General features: G+C 69.3%; 18 protein-coding genes. 12 read left to right on the forward strand and 6 right to left on the reverse strand.

Features of this window, described 5'->3' with window-relative positions:
- The first annotated feature begins 750 nt into the window (after positions 1-750).
- The 3 genes from nrdR (at position 751) to H4W81_RS03735 (ending at position 4,648) form a co-directional block, all read left to right on the forward strand.
- Positions 751-1,206: a transcriptional regulator NrdR gene (nrdR, locus tag H4W81_RS03725; protein ID WP_183647109.1), complete on the forward strand. Its 456-nt coding sequence runs from the start codon at positions 751-753 to the stop codon at positions 1,204-1,206.
- On the forward strand, positions 1,203-4,019 hold the full coding sequence (locus tag H4W81_RS03730) for a vitamin B12-dependent ribonucleotide reductase (protein ID WP_192773481.1): 2,817 nt from the start codon (positions 1,203-1,205) through the stop codon (positions 4,017-4,019). The genes nrdR and H4W81_RS03730 overlap by 4 nt, the downstream gene beginning before the upstream one ends.
- 248 nt (positions 4,020-4,267) lie before the next feature.
- Complete coding sequence (locus H4W81_RS03735; protein ID WP_192773482.1) at positions 4,268-4,648, forward strand: hypothetical protein; 381 nt, start codon at positions 4,268-4,270, stop codon at positions 4,646-4,648.
- Here H4W81_RS03735 and H4W81_RS03740 read toward each other — a convergent pair.
- Positions 4,632-5,063 (reverse strand): spore-associated protein, encoded by a 432-nt coding sequence (locus H4W81_RS03740; RefSeq protein ID WP_192773483.1) that lies wholly within the window; start codon positions 5,061-5,063, stop codon positions 4,632-4,634. The genes H4W81_RS03735 and H4W81_RS03740 overlap by 17 nt on opposite strands.
- Positions 5,064-5,169: 106 nt before the next feature.
- On the opposite strand from H4W81_RS03740, the gene H4W81_RS03745 reads away from it, so the two are divergent.
- Positions 5,170-6,378: an amidohydrolase gene (locus H4W81_RS03745; protein ID WP_192773484.1), complete on the forward strand. Its 1,209-nt coding sequence runs from the start codon at positions 5,170-5,172 to the stop codon at positions 6,376-6,378.
- Between the two features lie 281 nt (positions 6,379-6,659).
- Here the strand turns inward: H4W81_RS03745 and H4W81_RS49875 are convergent, their stop codons facing one another.
- Positions 6,660-7,535, reverse strand: a complete 876-nt coding sequence (locus H4W81_RS49875; protein WP_192773485.1) for a CGNR zinc finger domain-containing protein — start codon at positions 7,533-7,535, stop codon at positions 6,660-6,662.
- Positions 7,536-7,590: 55 nt separating this feature from the next.
- Between H4W81_RS49875 and H4W81_RS03755 the strand changes: the two genes are divergently transcribed.
- Both H4W81_RS03755 and H4W81_RS03760 read left to right on the forward strand, forming a co-directional pair.
- Entirely contained in the window at positions 7,591-8,439 is an 849-nt protein-coding gene (locus H4W81_RS03755; protein ID WP_225958443.1) for an alpha/beta fold hydrolase, read from the forward strand.
- A gap of 178 nt (positions 8,440-8,617) precedes the next feature.
- Positions 8,618-9,511, forward strand: a complete 894-nt coding sequence (locus H4W81_RS03760; RefSeq protein WP_192773486.1) for an IS982 family transposase — start codon at positions 8,618-8,620, stop codon at positions 9,509-9,511.
- Between the two features lie 168 nt (positions 9,512-9,679).
- Here H4W81_RS03760 and H4W81_RS03765 read toward each other — a convergent pair whose 3' ends face one another.
- A complete protein-coding gene (locus H4W81_RS03765) occupies positions 9,680-10,768 on the reverse strand; it encodes a PrsW family intramembrane metalloprotease (RefSeq protein WP_192773487.1) in 1,089 nt (362 codons plus the stop codon).
- 108 nt (positions 10,769-10,876) lie between these two features.
- Positions 10,877-11,020: a hypothetical protein gene (locus tag H4W81_RS03770; RefSeq protein WP_192773488.1), complete on the reverse strand. Its 144-nt coding sequence runs from the start codon at positions 11,018-11,020 to the stop codon at positions 10,877-10,879.
- Between the two features lie 27 nt (positions 11,021-11,047).
- On the opposite strand from H4W81_RS03770, the gene H4W81_RS03775 reads away from it, so the two are divergent.
- Both H4W81_RS03775 and H4W81_RS03780 read left to right on the forward strand, forming a co-directional pair.
- Positions 11,048-11,671: a TetR family transcriptional regulator gene (locus tag H4W81_RS03775; protein ID WP_192773489.1), complete on the forward strand. Its 624-nt coding sequence runs from the start codon at positions 11,048-11,050 to the stop codon at positions 11,669-11,671.
- A 59-nt stretch (positions 11,672-11,730) separates the two neighbouring features.
- Positions 11,731-12,354 (forward strand): pyridoxamine 5'-phosphate oxidase family protein, encoded by a 624-nt coding sequence (locus H4W81_RS03780; RefSeq protein WP_192773490.1) that lies wholly within the window; start codon positions 11,731-11,733, stop codon positions 12,352-12,354.
- On the opposite strand, the gene H4W81_RS03785 is transcribed toward H4W81_RS03780, so the two are convergent.
- Positions 12,351-12,518, reverse strand: a complete 168-nt coding sequence (locus H4W81_RS03785; RefSeq protein WP_192773491.1) for a hypothetical protein — start codon at positions 12,516-12,518, stop codon at positions 12,351-12,353. The genes H4W81_RS03780 and H4W81_RS03785 overlap by 4 nt on opposite strands.
- A gap of 378 nt (positions 12,519-12,896) precedes the next feature.
- Positions 12,897-14,759: a beta-galactosidase gene (locus tag H4W81_RS03790; protein WP_192773492.1), complete on the reverse strand. Its 1,863-nt coding sequence runs from the start codon at positions 14,757-14,759 to the stop codon at positions 12,897-12,899.
- An 86-nt stretch (positions 14,760-14,845) separates the two neighbouring features.
- On the opposite strand from H4W81_RS03790, the gene H4W81_RS03795 reads away from it, so the two are divergent.
- The 4 genes from H4W81_RS03795 to H4W81_RS03810 are packed head-to-tail and all read left to right on the forward strand — an operon-like array spanning position 14,846 to position 19,995.
- On the forward strand, positions 14,846-17,071 hold the full coding sequence (locus H4W81_RS03795; RefSeq protein ID WP_192773493.1) for a TIM-barrel domain-containing protein: 2,226 nt from the start codon (positions 14,846-14,848) through the stop codon (positions 17,069-17,071).
- A gap of 2 nt (positions 17,072-17,073) precedes the next feature.
- On the forward strand, positions 17,074-18,360 hold the full coding sequence (locus tag H4W81_RS03800) for an ABC transporter substrate-binding protein (protein WP_225958444.1): 1,287 nt from the start codon (positions 17,074-17,076) through the stop codon (positions 18,358-18,360).
- Positions 18,347-19,186 carry a carbohydrate ABC transporter permease gene (locus H4W81_RS03805; RefSeq protein WP_192773495.1) on the forward strand — a complete coding sequence of 280 codons (840 nt, stop codon included), beginning with the start codon at positions 18,347-18,349 and terminating at the stop codon, positions 19,184-19,186. The genes H4W81_RS03800 and H4W81_RS03805 overlap by 14 nt, the downstream gene beginning before the upstream one ends.
- The gene (locus H4W81_RS03810) at positions 19,183-19,995 is read left to right on the forward strand and encodes a carbohydrate ABC transporter permease (protein WP_192773496.1); all 813 of its coding nucleotides are present in this window, start codon (positions 19,183-19,185) and stop codon (positions 19,993-19,995) included. The genes H4W81_RS03805 and H4W81_RS03810 overlap by 4 nt, the downstream gene beginning before the upstream one ends.
- Position 19,996 lies beyond the last annotated feature (1 nt).

Here is a 19,996-nt window from a genome sequence, read left to right on the forward strand (position 1 = left end):
CGTGACCCCAGCCGCCAGGTAGCGAGCGGTTGGCTTGTCGTTCCGGCGCTTTTGCTCGGTGGGGAGTCGGGCGACGGCGGCGCTCATCGGTCGGCGTCGTCGTCAGCCCATTGACTCTGGGCTTCTGGGAATCCCGCGCTGCCGGTCACGTCCTGCCGCCGGATGCCCTGAGCGCCCGGTCGCCTGGCGCTGGCGTTGTCCTGTGCCGGCGGTCGTCCTGTGCCGGCGGTCGCCCGGTGCCCACCCGCCCGCTACTCGTGCCGCTGTTCACTCCATCAGGAGGATCACGGCCCGATACCTCAGGGGTCGTTCGGCCGCAGGTCTGGGCGGGGCTGTCGGGGGAATCGGCGTGATCGACCGAGTGTTCTTCATATGTGAACCCGCGCGTTCAGCGCCCGCCATACCGGACACCCCGGAACACCGCCTCACACCACCCCCGCCCGGGGGCGATTCCGGCCATCGGCGACACCCATCACGCGACCGCACCCCCGCCACTCCAGCGCGACACGCCGACGTCCCAGGGCCGCCCCGGGGCTGATCAGCGACTTCGGTTGGATGGGCCCGGCCAACTTGCGTTCATGGTCGCGCGCTTCTACGGTTGGACCACAACATCTAGTAGTTACACCGATGTAGTTCACCACAACTTGTGTTTCCGTGACCGCTCCATGGCAGCCCGTGGCGCGGGCGCGAGCGTCCGCCGACGAGCATTTTACGAGTGGTGAGCCCATGTCGCGGCCGAGGAGGCGAAGGGTGCACTGTCCGTTCTGTCGTCACCCGGACACCAGGGTCATCGACAGCCGCTCCACGGACGACGGGGGCGCCATCAGGCGTCGCCGTACCTGCCCCGAATGCGGGCGCAGGTTCACCACGCAGGAGACGGTCCTGCTGATGGTGAGCAAGCGCAGCGGAGTGACCGAGCCGTTCTCGAGGGACAAGGTGGTCGCGGGCGTGCGCAGGGCGTGCCAGGGGCGGCCCGTCACCGAGGACTCGCTGGCGCAGCTCGGGCAGCGCGTGGAGGAGGCCATCAGGGCCAGGGGCGCGGCCGAGATCCCCTCCAACGAGGTCGGCCTGGCGATCCTCGGGCCGCTGAGGGACCTGGACGAGGTGGCGTATCTGCGGTTCGCATCGGTATATCGCGGTTTCGAGAGCCTGGCGGACTTCGAAGCCGAGATCAAGCAACTGAAAGCCGAGAAGGGGGAGTCATGACGGAGACGGTCAGCGGTTCAGTGACGCGTGGGGGCAAGCGCAAGGGGTTGAAGATGAAGCGGATCTTCACCAAGCCCGGAGTGCATCCCTACGACGAGATCACGTGGGAGCGCCGTGACGTCGTCATGACCAACTGGCGGGACGGCTCGATCAACTTCGAGCAGCGTGGTGTGGAGTTCCCCGAGTTCTGGTCGGTCAACGCGGCCAACATCGTGACGACCAAGTACTTCCGCGGCGCGGTCGGCACGCCGCAGCGTGAGTGGAGCCTGAAGCAGCTGGTCGACCGCGTGGTCGGGATGTACACCAGGACCGCGGTCGACAACGGTTACTTCGCCTCCGACGAGGACGTGGAGATCTTCGACCACGAGCTGAAGCACGCGTTGGTGCACCAGATCTTCGCGTTCAACTCGCCGGTGTGGTTCAACGTGGGCACGCAGAGCCCGCAGCAGGTCAGCGCCTGTTTCATCTTGGCCGTCGACGACACCATGGAGTCGATCCTCGACTGGTACAAGGAAGAGGGCGTGATCTTCAAGGGCGGCTCGGGTTCGGGGGTGAACCTCTCCCGCATCCGCTCCTCGAAGGAGCTCCTGTCCAGCGGCGGTACGGCCAGCGGCCCCGTCAGCTTCATGCGCGGCGCCGACGCCTCGGCGGGCACGATCAAGTCGGGCGGCGCCACCCGCAGGGCCGCCAAGATGGTCGTCCTCGACGTCGACCACCCCGACATCGAGGAGTTCATCGAGACGAAGGCGCGCGAGGAGGACAAGGTCCGCGCGCTCCGCGACGCCGGGTTCGACATGGACCTGGGCGGCAAGGACATAGTGAGTGTCCAGTACCAGAACGCCAACAACTCCGTGCGCGTCTCCGACGAGTTCATGCGCGCGGTGGACAAGGGCGAGCAGTTCGGCCTGCGGGCCCGCCTGACCGGCGAGGTCATCGAGCAGGTCGACGCCAAGGACCTCTTCCGCAAGATGGCCAAGGCCGCGTGGGAGTGCGCCGACCCCGGCATCCAGTACGACGACACGATCAACGACTGGCACACCAGCCCCGAGACCGGCCGCATCACCGCGTCCAACCCGTGCTCGGAGTACCTGCACCTCGACAACTCCTCGTGCAACCTGGCCAGCATCAACCTGATGAAGTTCCTGAAGGACGACAACTCCTTCGACGTGGCGAACTTCGTCAAGCTGACCGAGCTGATCATCACGGCGATGGACGTGTCGATCACCTTCGCCGACTTCCCGACCGAGAAGATCGCCGAGACCACCCGCGCCTACCGCCAGCTGGGCATCGGCTACGCCAACCTGGGCGCGCTGCTCATGGCGACCGGCCACGCCTACGACTCCGACGGCGGCCGCGCGGTGGCGGGCGCGATCACCTCGCTGATGACGGGCGTGTCCTACCGGCGCAGCGCCGAGCTGGCCGCGGTCGTCGGGCCGTACGAGGGTTACGCCAGGAACGCCGACGCCCACAAGCGCGTCATGCGCAAGCACGCGGGGGCCAACGACGGCCTGCGCACCATCGGCACCATGGACGGCAAGATCCACGCCGAGGCGTCCAAGCAGTGGTCGGAGTGCCTCAAGCTCGGCGAGAAGAACGGCTACCGCAACGCCCAGGCGTCGCTGCTCGCCCCGACCGGCACCATCGGCCTGATGATGGACTGCGACACCACGGGCATCGAGCCCGACCTGGCACTGGTGAAGTTCAAGAAGCTGGTCGGCGGCGGTTCGATGCAGATCGTCAACCAGACGATCCCGAGGGCGCTCAGGCAGCTCGGCTACCAGCAGGAGTCGATCGAGGCCATCGTCGAGTACATCGGCGAGCACGGCCACGTCGTCGACGCCCCCGGTCTCAAGCGCGAGCACTACGAGGTCTTCGACTGCGCGATGGGCGAGCGGGCGATCGCGCCCATGGGCCACGTCCGCATGATGGCCGCCGCGCAGCCCTTCCTGTCCGGCGCGATCTCCAAGACCGTCAACCTGCCCGAGTCGGCGACGATCGAGGACATCGAGCAGGTCTACATGGAGGGCTGGCGTCTCGGCCTCAAGGCCCTGGCCGTCTACCGCGACAACTGCAAGGTCGGCCAGCCGCTGTCGGCCGGCAACGGCGCCACGAAGGACGAGGCCAAGTCCGAGTCCAAGGCGGCCGAGCCCGAGGTCAAGGTCATCGAGGTCAACCGCCCGACCCGGCGCCGGATGCCGAACTCCAGGCCGAGTGTCACCACCCGCTTCACCGTGGGCGGCGCCAAGGGCTACATGACCGCTTCGTCCTACCCTGACGACGGCCTCGGCGAGGTCTTCCTCAAGATGTCCAAGCAGGGCTCGACGCTGGCCGGCGTCATGGACGCCTTCTCCGTGGCGATGTCCATCGGCCTGCAGTACGGCGTGCCGCTGGAGACGTACGTCAGCAAGTTCGTCAACATGCGCTTCGAGCCCGCCGGGATGACCGACGACCCCGACGTGCGGATGGCGACCTCGGTGATGGACTACATCTTCCGCCGCCTGGCCCTCGACCACCTGCCCTACGAGGAGCGGGCCGCGCTCGGCATCTTCTCGGCCGCCGAGCGCACCGCGCAGCAGCGCGGCGAGGATCCTGCGGTGGACAAGGAGGCGCTGGCGCAGTCGGCTCCGATCGAGGCCAAGGCGGTGCAGCCGGCCGTTCCCGAGCCGGTGCGCGAGGTCAAGGAGCTGACGCTGGAGAGCCACCAGCGCTTCACCGCCGACGCTCCGCTCTGCATGACCTGCGGCACCAAGATGCGTCCCGCCGGTAGTTGCTACGTCTGCGAGGGTTGCGGCTCCACCAGCGGCTGCAGCTGACAACGGGACCTCGTCGATGGACATCCGGTAGGCCACTGTCGCGCGTGATGCGACTCTGGCCGGTCGGGCCGGGAACCAAGGCACCCGAGGCCGGGCCCTTCCCCCACACGGGGGAGGGGCCCGGCGGCGTTTCCCACCGCGGGGGGATTCCGCCCGGTCGACGCCCCTGAAGACTCGATGCGTCGAGATCGGCAGGTTCGGGGGTTCGGGTTCAGGTGACACAAGGTTCGGGCGGGTTTCCCGCCGAGATGAGCGCGGTGCGCAGGCTCGCCGGCTATGCCGCGGCGCTCAGCATGTCGCTTTACCTGGCAGTCAAGGCCGTCTGGGTCGCCGCGGCCTTGCTCGGGCACGGTCCGGACGACTACGGCACCGCCGACTGGGTGCTGCTGAACGCCGTCACCGTGGTGATGGCAGTGGCCGGGGTCGCGCTGGGACTGGCGCTGGCCCAACGATGGGGACGTCGGCTGCCGGCCGTGCCGGTGATCTTCTTTTCCTGGCTGGATACGGGTTTCCTGGTGCCGATGCTTCCCTACGCGGTGACAGCGGTCCCTGGCGGGGGCGCGGCGCCTCGCCGCCCACCCGGCGCGAAGCCGGGTGGACGGCGGAGACGGATCAGCCGCAGTTGGTGAAGCGGCCGTTCCCGCCGCGCGCGAACCGGGCCTTGGTCGGACGGTTGGCGATCTCGCCGGAGAACCTTACGCACATGCCCTTGCCCTGGAGCTTCACCGGGCCGGCGTAGAAGCGGTACCGGTCGGAGTCGGAGTCCTTGACGATACGCCCCGAGGGCTGCTTCACCTCGAGCGTCACCGAGGTGCGCGTGCTGACCCCGGTGTGCTCCGACTTGATGGTGACCGCGCAGTTGAGCCCGTTCTTGCGGTTGTACAGGAGGTAGACCTTGCCCCAATCGCCGACGGGAGCGCTGTTGACGACGGCGAAGCCGTTGCCGCAGATTCCCTCGGGGGTGTAGCCCGCGGCGTTCGCGGTCGCGGGAGCCGCCAAGATCCCGCCCAGGGCCAGCGTCGCTGCCAGAACCGACTTGATCACGCTCAGCTTCCTTTCGTCAGATCAAAGGGATCATCATGCCGGACATCTCCTGACAGTGAGGCCAAAATGCGGAAAAAGGGGTGGTCAATTCCGCTAGGTTGCCTCCATGAACATTGCGATTACCAGCGGATACGTGGTGCCTGTCGAGGGCGATCCCATTGACGGCGGCACCGTCCTCATCCAGGACGGGAAGATCGTCGCCGTCGGCCGGGACGTGGACATCCCCGACGGCGTCCAGGTCGTCGACGCGCAGGGTGGCTGGGTGCTGCCCGGCTTCGTCGAGGCGCACGGCCACCTTGGCGTCCACGAGGAGGCCGACGGCTGGGCCGGCCAGGACACCAACGAGATGACCGACCCCAACGGGGCCAGGTTGCGCGCCCTGGACGCGATCAACCCAGGCGACCTCGGCTTCGCCGACGCGCTGTCGGGCGGCGTCACCACGGCGGTCATCAAGCCGGGCTCGGGCAACCCGATCGGCGGCCAGACGGTGGCGGTGAAGTGCTGGGGCAGGACCGTTGAGGAGATGCTGGTCCGCGAGCCCGTCAGTGTGAAGAGCGCGCTGGGGGAGAACCCCAAGCGTGTGTACGGTGACCAGAAGAAGCTGCCCTCCACCAGGCAGGGCGTGGCAGCCGTGATCCGTGACGCCTTCCGCAAGGCGCAGGACTACCAGGCCAGACGCGACCACGCCGCGGCCGAGGGCAAGCCGTTCGATCGTGACAGCACGCTGGAGATCCTCGGCAGGGTTCTGGACGGCGAGCTGCCCTGGTGCCAGCACACGCACCGGGCCGACGACATCGTCACGGCGCTGCGCCTCGCCGACGAGTTCGGCTACCGGGTGATCATCAACCACGGCACCGAGGGACACCTGATCGCCGACGTGCTGGCCGAGCGGCAGATCCCGGTGATCATCGGCCCGCTGTTCACCAGCAGGTCGAAGGTGGAACTGCGGAACCGTTCGCTGCGCAACCCCGGCATCCTGGCGAGGGCGGGCGTGGAGCTGGCGATCACGACCGACCATCCCGTGGTGCCGATCCACTTCCTGGTGTACCAGGCCACGCTGGCGGTGAAGGAGGGGCTCGACCGCGACACCGCGCTGCGCTCGATCACCGTCAACCCGGCGAAGATCATGGGCTTGGCCGACCGGGTGGGCTCGCTCAAGCCCGGCCTGGACGGCGACGTGGTCATCTGGTCCGGTGACCCGCTGGACATCATGAGCAGGGCGCTGCGGGTGTACGTCGACGGGCGCGAGGTCTACGTCTACTCCGACGAGCGCGGCGAGGGCGTCGTCGCCGACCCGTACTACCGCGAGTCCTGACCCGCCTCACCGCGCCGGAGGGGCTTTGCCCCGGTGCGGACGGATCACGAGGCGCCACGTGATCCGGGTCCATCGAACAGGCGCCCAGCCGGCCCAGCCCCCTGGTGACTCAAGCCCCCGTTACCCAAGCCCGCGCGACCTCGGCCCCCCATGGTCCGGGCCGCCCCGCCGAGCCGCGCAGGCCCGACCTGCCTGGTGCGGTCCTGCTGACTCTGGGCGTGGCGGCGCTGGTCGCAGGGGTGAAGACCGGGGTTCTGGTGACGCTGATCGCCGCGATCGTGCTACAGCTCGCCACGGCGGGCGCGGTGCAGGCGCACCTTCTCGCGGTTCCCGCACCGCTTCATCGAGCACCACTGCCTGGACCCCGCGTTTGACCGGTCGGCGAAGCGCAGGCCGCACGTGGGGGAGGCGCACACCCGCACTTGACGCAGGTCGGGGCCGCCGATCAGCTCGATCGCGTCGCAGGCGATCTCGGCCAGGGCCGCGACGACCGGATCGCGCGGCGGGAGCCGTACGAGAGAGAGGTCGGGGGCGAGCCGCACCAGGGACGGCTGGCGCCGTGCGGCCCACCGGTTGATCAGCTCGGGAAAGCCCTGATCGCCGGCCATGGCGGCGTCGAGACACCGGCAGATGGCCTCCCGCAACTCCCTGGCCTCGACCAGCAACTCCATCCCCGCCACCGCCCGCTCCACCGCAGAGGTGTCTCTTCCTGAGGCGCCTCTACCCGCGACGCCGGCACCTGAGGTGTCTCCACCCGCGATAGTCCCAGCCGACGTTCCCTCGCCCGGGACTCTCGCAGCCGAACCGCCTTCCCCAAGGGCGCTCCCCGCTGAGGTGTCTCCGCCCTCGATGCTGTCGGCCGAGGTCTCTCCACCCGTGCTGCTTTCGGTGGTCGCGGTCTCGTGGGCCCTGATTTCACCCACGGTGGTTCCGCTCGCACCCGTGCTGCTTTCGCCCGCGCCGCGTGCGGGAAGGTCCCTTCCCGAGAGGGTGGCTTCCGGGGTGGTGAAGGGGAGGTCCTCTTGCAGGCCGAGCCAGGCCAGCAAATCCTCGGGTTCGCACAGCAGCTCCCAGCCGCCGGTCTTGCGGTTTCGGTAGGTGTTGACGAAATCGAGCGAAGGCCGCCCGCCGTCCCACACCCAGTCTCGCGCTCGCATACCCCTAACCCTATGATGAGGTTAACCCTGTAACCACACGATGGAGTTACATCTCATGGCGGACTCAAGGATGGCCGACGTCGGCGGGCTGCGCATGCACTACCTGATCGAGGGGGAGGGCCCGCTGGTGATGCTGCTGCACGGCTGGCCGCAGACCAGCCACTGCTGGCGGCATCTCATCTCCCCGCTCGCCGAGCACTTCACCGTGGTGGCTCCCGACCTGAGGGGCTACGGCCGCACCGACAAACCGCGCACCGGTTTCGACAAGCGCACGATGGCCGCCGACGTCAGGGAGCTGGCCAGGCAGCTCGGGCACGATCGCCTCACGCTCGTCGGTCACGACAGGGGAGGCCGCGTCGCCCACCGCTACGCCCTCGACCACCCCGACGAGGTCGAGCGGCTGGTCGTCATGGACATCATCCCCACCAGGGAGATGTGGCGCCGCTTCGACATGGACTCCGGCATCGCGCTCGGCACCTGGCACTGGACCTTCCACCTGCAGCCCGACCTGCCCGAACGGCTGGCGGGCGCGGACGTGCGCGGTTACCTCGGCTACTTCTTCGAGAAGTGGACCGTGCAGCGGGGCGAGCTCGACGCCGAGGAGTACTACCGCGCCTTCTCCCAGCCAGGGGCGCTGAGGGCGGGCTTCGACGACTACCGCGCCTCCTTCCCCGACGACGCGGCGCACGACGACGCCGACTACGACGCGGGCCGGCGGCTGGAGATGCCGGTGCTGGCGCTGTGGGGTGCGGCGGGGCTGCCCGCGCGTGTCGGCGTGGAGGAGGTGTGGCGCGACTACGCCCATGACGTGCGGGGTGCGGAGATCCCCGACTGCGGCCACTTCCTCGCAGAGGAACGCCCCGACCTCGTGCTCACGCACCTCCGCGACTTCATCAAGCCCTAGCGCGAACTGCCGCCGCTCCGCCTGCCGAAACCCAGGGGCACGCCGACGGCGAGGAGAGCTCGGGGCGTGCCGATGGTGCCCGAGGCCCCAGTCGTGCCGGTGGCGCCGGGTGCCCTAGACGAGTAAGTCCTAAGTCGTTTCGGCTGCGGGAACGACGAAGGGTGTTGATGATCCGTTTGTGACGACAGACCTCAACACCCTTCTCACCGCACTGTACGTGAAGATCGACGACTGGCTCGGCAAAGCGCCCCGCCTCGGCCGCCCACCCAAGCTGACCGACGCCGAACTGCTGACCTTAGCGGTCGCCCAAGTCCTGCTCGGGATCGGCTCCGAGGCCCGCTGGCTGCGGTTCGTCCCCCGGCACCTGCCCGGCGCCTTCCCCTACCTGCCCGGCCAATCCGGCTACAACAAACGGCTCCGCGCGGCCCTGCCCCTGCTCCAGCGCGCCATCCGGGCCCTGGCCCTCGACACCGATCTGTGGGCCGACCCGGTCTGGGTGGTCGACTCCACCCCGGTCGAATGCGGCCGCTCCCGCCCCACCACGCAGCGCTCGGACCTGGCCGGCTGGGCCGGCTACGGCTACTGCCGCTCCCACTCCCGCTGGTTTTGGGGTCTGCGGCTGCACCTGGTCTGCACCCCGGCCGGACTGCCGATCAGCTGGGCCCTGGCCACCCCGAAGATCGACGAACGGCAGGTGCTGATGGCCGTCTTGGACCACGACCCGCATCTGCTCGCCACCCGACCCGGGCTGCTGATCATCGCCGACAAGGGCTACGTCTCGGCCGAACTGGACCACTACCTGGCCGAACGGGGCGTGCGGCTGCTGCGGCCGTCCTACCGCAACCGCACACCCCGCCCGGGCGAGCAGCTCCTCAAACCCATCCGCCAGCTCATCGAATCGGTCAACGACACCCTCAAAGGCCAACTCGACCTGGAACTCCACGGCGGACGCAGCCCTGAGGGGGTCGGCGCGCGCATCGCCCAGCGCATCTTGGCGTTGACCGCCGCTATCTGGCACAACCGCGCTACCGGCCAGCCCGTCACCCGGTCACTGATCGCCTATGACCACTAACCCGACTTAGGACTTACTCGTCTAGGACACGGCGATGGTGCGTGGGGCTCTGGGCGGTGCGGCGCGCGGAGTCCTGCGGAGGGGGCCACGCTTGCCCCGATGGCGCCGGGGCACTGGGTTGTGCCGTTGGTGTCCGGGGAGCGCGGCCCGAAGAGTGCCCTCAGGGGGTCACCAGCGTCTCGTCGTGGCCATCACGTGCAGGAGGGCGTCTCGCTGGGTCTCGAACTCCGCGACGGGCATGCCCTCCCGCGCCGCCCGCAGATGCAGCATGGACAGTTCGGTCGCCGCCTGCTGGTAGTCCGCCATCGGCTTCCCGAGCCCGTGCCCCTTCGCCCACCTGCGCGCGTCCCTGCGCGACCGGAGCGAGCTGAGCATGCCGACGTCCTGCGGGGAGACCAGCCCGGTGGGCAGGTACGCGGGCAGGATGCCGCCGATCTCGGACAGCACCCTCTTGCGTTCCCGCACCGTCACCACGACCAGCGCGACGATCACGCACAGGGCGAGCAGGTAGGCCCCGCCCAGTGCGGGAAGCGAGCCCAGCGTCGCCGCGCCGTTCCACAGCCCGTGCAGGACCACCGCGCCCAGGTAGCCGAGCGGGATGGCAAGGAACCGCATGGGCGTGCGCCGGGTGGCGGCGTAGGCGACGCCGATGCCGATCATCGAGGTGTAGACAGGGTGGCCGAGCGGCGCGATCAGTCCGCGGAAGACGAACAGCCCCACCGCGCCGCCGGTGCCGGTCTCGGCGTAGGCGCTGAGGTAGTAGCCGACGTTCTCCACGGCGGCGAAGCCCAGCCCCGCCATGGCGGCGTAGATGATCCCGTCGGTCAGGCCGTCGATCTCCTTGCGCCTGCGCAGGAGCAGCAGCAGCGCCGAACCCTTCAGGGCCTCCTCGATCACCGGCGCGAGGATGACGGTGCCGAAGTCGTCGGCCACCGCTTCGCCGTACCCCGCGCTGAGGACCAGGGCCGCGCCCGCCAGGCTCAGGGCGATGGCCACGACCACGGCCACGCCCGCGCCCCACGCGAAGGCGAAGGCCAGGTGGAGTTTGGGCTCGGGCTCCAGCCTGTCGAGCGCCAGCACCGCGGCCAGCAGCACCGGCAACGGCGCCACGGCCATGACCGCGGACAGGCCGAAGCCCTTGGGATCGCTGGAGACCAGCATGAGAGCGAGCATGAGCAGGGCGCAGACGCTCGAGATCACCAGGCCGATGATGAGCGCCTTGCTCGGCCGTGGGGAGAGCACTGGAGGTCGGGTCACTACTGTCACCCTGCCACAGTGCCCTCCTTTGGTGGACAGCCGGTTGACGACCACTTGCCGGCCGTGAACACCGGCGCCCGCGGGCCGGCGAGAAGGCCCAGAACGGGGTCACCGGCGGGGGCGGAGCATCGAGTGGATCGCCGCCGCCATCGCCAGCGCGATCAGCGCCACCGCCCAGAGCACGAGGTGGAAGGCGCCGGTGAACTGCTCGGGCGCCGCGCCGGAATGCCACTCAGTGGCATTGGCTGTCAACCGGCGTTCCGGGGATAGGGTGTCGTCATGGATCTGCGCGAGCTACCGCTCAGGGAGCGCAAGAAGGCCCGCACCAGGCAGGCGCTGACGGAGACCGCGTTGCGGCTGTTCACCGAGAAGGGCTTCGACCAGACCACGCTCGACGAGCTCGTCGACACGGTGGAGGTGTCCAAGCGCACCTTCTTCCGTAACTTCCCGACGAAGGAGGACGTGGCGCTGGCCGCCGACACCGAGCTGTGGTCGACCTTCCTGGCCGAGGTCGACGCGATGGAGGTGCGGGGGCTGGTCCTCGACGCCTTCCTGTCGGCGCTGCGGACGAGCCTGGCGAAGATGGACGACGGGTGGGACGCCCGTTTCCTGGCGACCAGGGCGCTGTGCGGGGTCACTCCCGCCGTGGAGGCGCACAGCCTGCGCTACTGCAACGAGACCACCCAGGCCGCCTTCGCCAGGATGGGGGCCAGGCTCGGTCTCGACCCCGGCGACGTACGGCTGAAGCTGGTCATCGAGGTGGCCGTGGCGGCATGGCGGCACGCGGCACTGAGCTGGGCGGCCGCGGGAGGGCGGGAAGGTCGGGCGGGTCTGCGGCGGCGGCTCGACGAGGCCTTTGCCGCAGTTCCCGAAAGCATCGCCCTGAGCGCGCCCCCGGTGTGAGCGACCGTCTACCCATGGTCAAAGATGGGCAAGGCTGGACGAACGACAGAGGGGATCGCATGGACTGGACGGAGATCAAGTCCGAGGAAGAGCTGCGCGACCTGCTCGGCGAGGTGCTGCCGCGGGCCGTCACGAAGGAGCGGGTGGCCCTGCACGAGCGTGACAGGGAGTGGCTGGCGAACTCGCCGTTCTGCCTCATCGCCACCGCGGACGCGAGCGGCGCGTGCGACGTCTCGCCCAAGGGTGACCCTGCGGGCTTCACCCACGTCATCGACGACACCACGATCGCCATTCCCGACCGGCCGGGCAACCGCAGGGCCGACGGGTTCCGCAACGTGCTGGCCAACCCGCACGTCGGCCTGCTCTACCTCATCCCCGGCAGAGGCGAGACACTGCGGATCAACGGCAGGGCCAGGCTGATCAGCGAGGCCCCGTTCTTCGACCAGATGATCGTCAAGGGACACCGTCCCAAGCTCGCGATGGTGGTGGAGATCGAGCAGATCTTCTTCCACTGCGCGAAGGCGTTCATGCGCTCTCACCTCTGGAAGCCCGAGACCTGGAACCCCGAGGCGCTGCCGTCCCACGCCACCATCGTCAAGAGCGTGCAGAAGACGGCGGAGTCCCTCGAGGAGCTCGAGCGCTACTACGGGGACTCCTACGCGGAGAAGCTCTACAAGGTCTAGGCGGCGGGGGGCGGGCCCGAAGGCAGCCGGATCACGTTGCGCCCGCTGTAGGCGATCAGGTCGACCACTTTGGGGTCGGCCTGGCCCTTCTCCCGGCGGGCCGAGCCGATGTCGCGCACCTTGTGCCGCGCCACGTGCGGCGGCACCACCACCAGCCTTGTCATCAAAGCGCCCCCCAGCGTGATGTTTTCGTTACATCACATTACTTATCGAGCACTCCGTAAGACCTTCGTAAAAATCACGTCAGTAGGGGAGCGGTCGCCCCGACGGGGATCGCAGGTCCAGGTCCTGTGCCCGTGCCGCCCGTCGCGTGGATGCCGTTGTCTTCGACTTGACTGTCCTGATGCGTCGCATGATGTCTGCCCCCCTTTCTGTGTGCTCCCACTCTCACCCGTGCCGCTTGACAGGCGCTTGACGAGCGGTTGCGACCCGCCATGCGCGCCAACTTACGGGCCCGCTCGCCCTCGTTCAACGGGTTTTGACCGCCTGGCCTGGGCGGGAGCCGGCGGCGGGGGTGAAACCAAAGGACGCACGCCGCCCTACTAGGAGGTGTGCGCCGGGTAAGTGCGCGTCTGCCCCGGCTCCAGTTGGAGGGGTGCGCCGCCTGGACCCGCGACCGTGTGCGCCCTGTCGGTGTGGTTGATCGCGAACATCGTCCCGCCGCGCCTGACCAGCTCCACGGGCGCGTCCGGCATCGGCAGCCCCGCCTGCCGTAGCACCCACGCGTATCCGGCGTCGTCCAGGCGGGTGGAGAGGTAGAACGCGCCCTGCCTGCGGGTGATCGCGGGGCTGCCGTCAGGGTAGTCGGCCAGGGCCGTCGCACCCTCCAGGTGCACGACCTCGCTCCACAGCGTGCCGGTCAGCCCGTGCGTGAGCGGCACGGGCTGCTCGAGCGGGTGGAACTCCTCCACCCTGACGCCCAGCACCTCGCGAAGGGCGCCGGGGTGGCCGCCCAGCCGTACTCTGGCGTGCTCGTCGGCGACGCCGCTGAAGAAGGAGACGACCAGGATGCCGCCCGCCTCGACGTAGCGGGCCAGACGGGCGGCGTCGGCGTCGGAGATCAGGTAGAGGCTGGGCACCAGGACCGCGCGGTAGCGCGAGAGGTCGGCCGAGGGCGCGGCGAAGTCGGCGGTGTGGCCGTGGCGGTAGAGCACGCGGTGGGCCTGCCGTACCGCGTCGAGGTAGCGGAGCTCGCGCGAGGGCAACCCCGGCGACTCCAGCGCCCACCACGCCTCCGCGTCCCAGAGCACCGCCACCTCGGCGGCGACCTCGCCCCGCGCCTCGGTGCGCCCGAGCAGCTCGCCGAGCTCGCAGACCTCGCGGAACAGACGGGAGTCGGGGCCGGCGTGCGGCACCATCCCCGAGTGCCACTGTTCGGCGCCGCCTCTGGAGGCGCGCCACTGGAAGAACAGCACGCCGTCCGCGCCCCTCGCCACGTGCTGGAGGCTGTGCCTGACCACCTCGCCCGGGCGCTTGGTCACCATCCGGGCGCCCGTGTACACCACCCCCGCCGCCTGCTCCATCAGCAGCCACGGCCGGCCGTCCGCCCACGAGCGCGCCAGGTCGGCGGCGAACGCGCCCTCCTCGACCGCCGTCGCGCCGGGCCCCGACGGGTAGTGATCGATCGCCACCAGGTCCACCTCGCGCGCCCACCTGTGGTGGTCCACCGGCACCCAGTCGCCGAAGACGAAGTTCGTCGTCACGGGCAGGTCCGGGGTGAAGGACTTCAGCAGGTCCCGCTGCGCGGTGAAGTGGGCCAGCAGCTCGTCGGACAGGAAGCGCCTGAAGTCGAGCGCGTGCGAGGGGTTGGGCAGGTACTGGGTGGCGCGCGGCGGCAGCACCTGCTCCCACGCCGAGTAGTGCTGGCTCCAGAAGGAGGTCGTCCAGGCCTCGTTCAGCGCCCGCAGCGTGCCGTACCGGCGCTCCAGCCAGCTCCTGAACGCGGCGGCCACGTGGTCGCAGTGGCACCAGGTCCCGTACTCGTTGTGCACGTGCCACATCGCCAGCGCGGGATGCGCGTGGTACCGCTCGGCCAGCGCCCTCGCGATGCCCAGTGAGGCCTCCCGGTACGGCGGCGCGCACACGCAGTAGGTGTCCCTGCTCCCGTGCGTCAGGCGGGTCCCCTCGGCGGTGACGGGCAGCGCGTCCGGGTGCAGGAGCGAGAACCACGGCGGGGGAGCGGCCGTCGGCGTGGCCAGGTCCACCTGGACGCCGCCCTCGTGCAGCAGGTCCATGACGGTGTCGAGCCAGGCGAAGTCGTGGACGCCGGGTGCGGGCTCGAGCCTGGCCCACGAGAAGACGCCCACGGTCACCAGGTTCACCCCGGCGCGCCGCATCAGCGCGACGTCCTCCTTCCACACGTGCTCCGGCCACTGCTCCGGGTTGTAGTCGCCGCCGTAGAACATCGCGCTCCCTGGGGATCTCGTTGACGTTTGTTGGTATAGCAAGCAAACTAATTAAAGCTCAACGCAGCCCCTTGAAGGAGTGCCCCATGCCGTACCGGCCCCCGCTGGTCCCCCACGAGTACTTCGTCGCCGACCCGCCCGAGCTGCCGGTCCGCGCGCGCGGCGAGGAGGGGCTGTCCGCGGTGACGCGCGCGGAGGTCGTCGCCGCCGACGGGGCGGGCGTCACGCTCAAGGCGTTCACCTCGGCGGAGGAGACGCTGGTGGTGCAGGTGGGCGCGGCCGGCGAGGGGGTGATCAGGGTACGGCTCGCGCAGGACGCCGACGCTCGTTCCCGCTCCTCGCCCGCCATCGCGCTGGTGCGTCCCGGCGCCCATCCCGCCATCGTCGAGGGGCTCGACGGGGCGTCCGGCCGGATGGTGGTCGACGCCGGAGCCGTCCGCGCCGAGATCACGCTGGCCCCCTTCCACCTGCGCTTCACCGACGCGGCCGGACGCCTGCTGACCGAGCAGGACCCCGGCCACACCGACATCAGCGGGCGGCTGCGGACCCTGCCCTTCGGCCGCTCCCTGGCCACGGGCCCCGTCGCCTACCACGAGAGCCTGGTGGCGGCGCCCGACGAGGCGTTCGCGGGCTTCGGCGAGTCCTTCACCCCGCTGGACAAGCGCGGCCAGCGCCCCCTCATGTGGAACTTCGACGCCTTCGGCGCCGAGTCGCAGCGCGCCTACAAGAACGTGCCGTTCTACCTGTCGAGCAGGGGCTACGGCATCGTCGTCGACAGCGGGCTGCCGACGGAGTTCGACGTCTGCCAGTCCACGCACAGCACGGTGCAGATCGTCGTCCCCGACGACCTCATCGACTACTACGTCATCGCCGGTCCCACGCCCTCGGACGTGCTCGACCGGTTCGACCGGCTGACCTGCCGTCCCGCGCTGCCGCCGAAGTGGGCGTTCGGCACCTGGATCTCGTCGGGGTTCTTCGTCGACACCCAGGAACGGGTGCTGGACAGGGCGAGGAAGATCCGCGAGCGCGGCATCCCGTGCGACGTGCTCCACCTCGACACCTACTGGCAGACCGAGGGCCACTGGTCCGACCTGCGCTGGGACGCCGACCGCTTCCCCGATCCCGATGCCATGCTGGCCGAGCTGGACGGCATGGGGTTCAAGGTCTGCCTCTGGATGAACCCGTACGTCTCCCACCTCAGCCCGCTCTTCGCCGAGGCCACCGAGTACTTCCTGAAGAATCCGGACGGAGAGGTGTACGTCGCGGACTGCTGGCACGGCTCCTACCCCGCCTGCGCGTTCGTCGACTTCACCAACCCCGAGGCCGTCGCCTGGTTCCAGGGGCTGCTCAGGCCGCTGCTCCGGCAGGGCGTGCAGGTCTTCAAGACCGACTTCGCCGAGGGCGTGCCGCACGACGCGCGGGCGCACAACGGCATGAGCGGCACCGAGCTGCACAACGTCTACTCGCTGCTGTTCAACGACGCCGTGGCCGAGGTCACCCGAGAGGTGCACGGCCACACCCTCGTCTGGGCCCGCTCGTCCTTCCTCGGCGGGCAGCGGCACAGCGCGCAGTGGAGCGGCGACATCGCCACCAGCTACGCCGCCATGGGCTCGACGATCCGCGGCGGCCTGTCGCACGGCCTGTCGGGCATCCCGTTCTGGAGCCACGACGCGGGAGGCTTCACCGGCACCCCCTCCGACGACCTCTACGTGCGCTGGGCCCAGTTCGGCGCGCTGTCGCCGCTGGTCCGCTTCCACGGCACGACCAGCCGCGAGCCGTGGGAGTTCCCCGCCGTCGAGGAGGAGGTCAGGGCGGCGATCAGGCTCAGGTACTCGCTGATGCCGTATCTCTACTCCGCGGCCGTCGAGTCGGCGCGCACAGGGGCGCCCATGATGCGCGCCCTGTGCGTCGACTATCCGGATGACCCCGTCGCCTGGCGCGCCGACCTGGAGTACCTGCTGGGCCGTGACCTGCTCGTGGCGCCCATGACCTCACCCACCGGCGAGCGCCAGGTCTACCTGCCGCAGGGCGACTGGGTGGACTACTGGAGCGGCGAGACGCTGACCGGCGGGCGCTACGTGACCGTGGTCAAGCCGCTCGCCCAGATCCCCCTGTTCGTCCGGCACGGCGCCCTGATCCCGACGGCCGAGCCGGGCGACACCGTGGGCGACCACCCCGAGATCACCGTCGTCTCCTTCGGGGGCGGCGACGGCCGTACCACCATCCACGACACCGACGGGGAGACCACGGTCACCTGCACCGGCGGTGTCCTGACGAGCACGGGGCCCAAGCGGGTCTCGTTCAGGAGATGACGATGCGCAGACTAGCGCTGGCCGTCGCGGCGGCCCTGGTGCTGACCGCCTGCGGCGCCACGGCCGAAGCCCCCTCACCGCAGGAGGTCAAGACCCTCACGTTGTGGCACTACGAGGGCCCCGACAGCGCCATGGCCAAGGCGTGGGCCGAGGCGATCAAGAAGTTCGAGGCCACGCACCCCGGCGTGAAGGTGAAGTTCGAGGAGAAGGGGTTCGAGGCGATGCAGAAGACCGCCTCGCAGGTGCTCAACTCCGACGCCGCCCCCGACCTGACCGAGTACAACAAGGGCAACGCCACGGCCGGCGCGCTGGCCAAGGCGGGCCTGCTCACCGACCTCAGCGCCGAGGCGGCGAAGCGAGGCTGGGACAAGCTGCTGACCGGCAGCCTGCAGACCACCGCCAGGTACGACGAGCGCGGCATCATGGGCTCGGGCAACTGGTACGGCGTGCCCAACTACGGCGAGTTCGTCATGGTCTACTACAACAAGGAGCTCTTCGAGAAGGCCGGGCTCGAGGTGCCCACGACCTTCGAGGAGTTCACGAAGGTGATGGACGCCTTCGTCGCCAAGGATCAGACGCCGCTGGCCATGGCCGGCGCCGAATACCCCGCCCAGCAGGTCTTCTACCAGCTCGCGCTCAGCAAGGCGCAGCGCCCGTGGGTCAACGCCTACCAGCTCTACCAGGGAAAGACCGACTTCAAGGGCCCCGAGCTCACCTACGCCGCCCAGACCATGGCCGACTGGGTCAAGAAGGGCTACATCAGCAAGGACGCCGCCGGGCTCAAGGCCCAGGACATGGGTGACGCGTTCATGGCTGGCAAGTTCCCGATGATGGTGTCGGGCAGCTGGTGGTACGGCACCGTGCAGTCCACGGTGAAGGACTTCGAGTGGGGCACCTTCCTGTGGCCGGGCAGCCGTATGGCGCCGGGCTCCAGCGGCAACCTGTGGGTCGTGCCCGAGCGCGCGAAGAACAAGGAGCTCGCCTACGACTTCATCGACATCACGATGAGCAAGGAGATCCAGAACCTCCTCGGCAACTCGGGCGGTATCCCCGTGGCCGCCGACACCTCGGCCATCACCGATCCCAAGAGCAAGGAGCTGATCGAGAACTTCGGCAGGCTCGCAGGCCAGGACGGCCTCGCCTTCTACCCCGACTGGCCCGCCCCCGGCTACTACGACGTGCTCGTCGCGGGCGTGCAGGAGCTCATCAACGCCACCAAGACGCCCGAGCAGGTGCTCGACGAGCTGGCGGGGCCGTACAACGACAACCTCGCCGATGTCGGCGACTAGGGCGGGCAGGGGCTACTGGCTCTACCTGGCGCCCAGCGCGGTGCTGATCCTCGCCGTCATCGTCGTGCCGTTCGGCATGAACGTGGCGGCGAGCTTCACCCGCTGGTCGGGGGTGGGGGCGCCGCGCTGGATCGGCCTGGACAACTACGCGCGGCTGCTGCGCGACGAGCGGTTCTGGCAGTCCTTCCAGCACAACGTGGCGCTGATCGTCGCCATGGCGATCGTGCCGACGCTGCTCGGCCTGGTGCTGGCCGCCGCGCTGTTCACCCTGCGCGGCAGGCGGCTGCCCAGCGTGCTGCGCGCCGCCTACTACCTGCCACAGGTGCTGCCGGTGGCGGTCGCGGGCGTGGTCTGGGGCTGGCTGCTCAACCCGTCGTACGGCCCGCTCGGCGCCCGCAACTGGCTGGGCGACCCCGACTACGCGCTGGCCACGGTCATGGCGATCATGGTGTGGTTCCAGCTCGGCTACCCCGTCGTCATCTTCATGGCCGGGCTCCAGCGCGTCGATCCCGCCCTGTACGAGGCGGCCGCGCTCGACGGCGCCTCCTGGTGGCGCAGGTTCTGGCACGTCACGGTCCCGCAGATTCGGCCCGAGATCTTCGTCGTGCTGCTGACCTGCACGATCGCCGCGCTGAAGGTATTCGGCCCGATCTACGTGCTGACCCGCGGCGGCCCCGGCAACGCGACGATGGTGCCCTCCTACTTCTCCTACCTCAACTTCTTCGAACGCCTCAACGTCGGGTACGGCTCGGCGATCGCCACGGTGCTCGCCGTGGTCATCCTGCTGGTGACGGTCGCCTTCCTGCGCGTGCAGGAGCGGGCATGAGAAGGGGCGCCCTGCCGGCCGCGCTCGCCGTGCTGGCCCTGACGATGGTCGCGCCGTTCGGCATCGTCGCGCTGAACGCGGTCAAGTCGAGGCGGGACTACACCGCCAACGGCCCCTTCTCCCTGCCTGACGGGCTCTCCTTCGAGGCGCTCGCCGACTTCTGGGTCCGGGTCGACTACGGTCAGAAGCTCGCCAACAGCCTGGTCATCAGCGGCAGCGTCGCGGTGCTCGCGGTGCTGCTGTCGGTGCTGAACGCCTACGCGATCGGCATCGGCAGGGTCCGCGGCCGGATGTGGGTGCTGGTGCTGTTCCTCGCGGCCAACACGCTGCCGCAGGAGGCGCTGGTCTATCCGCTCTACTACCTGGCCAAGGCGACGGGCCTCTACGACACCAGGCTGGCCGTGATCATCATCTTCACGGTGATCCAGTCGGCCTTCGGCACCTATCTGCTCAGCGCCGTCCTCGGCCAGTTCCCGAGGGAGATCCTCGACGCCGCCCACATCGACGGCGCGGGACGCTTCAGAGCGCTGTGGTCGGTGGTGGTGCCGATCAGCCGTCCGACGCTGAGCGTCCTGCTGATCTTCTTCTTCATCTGGACGTGGAACGAGTTCTTCCTGCCCCTGATCTTCCTGGTCTCCAACGACAACCAGACCGTGCCCGTCGTCCTCGGCCTGCTCCAGGGCGAGAAGATGATGGACGCGACGATGTCCAGCGCCGCCGCGCTGCTCGGCATCGTCCCCGCGGTCGCCTTCTTCCTCATCTTCCAGCGGACCCTCACCCGCGGCGTCACCGTAGGAGCCATAAAGTGAA

Source organism: Nonomuraea africana, assembly GCF_014873535.1.
Taxonomy (GTDB): Bacteria; Actinomycetota; Actinomycetes; order Streptosporangiales; family Streptosporangiaceae; genus Nonomuraea; species Nonomuraea africana.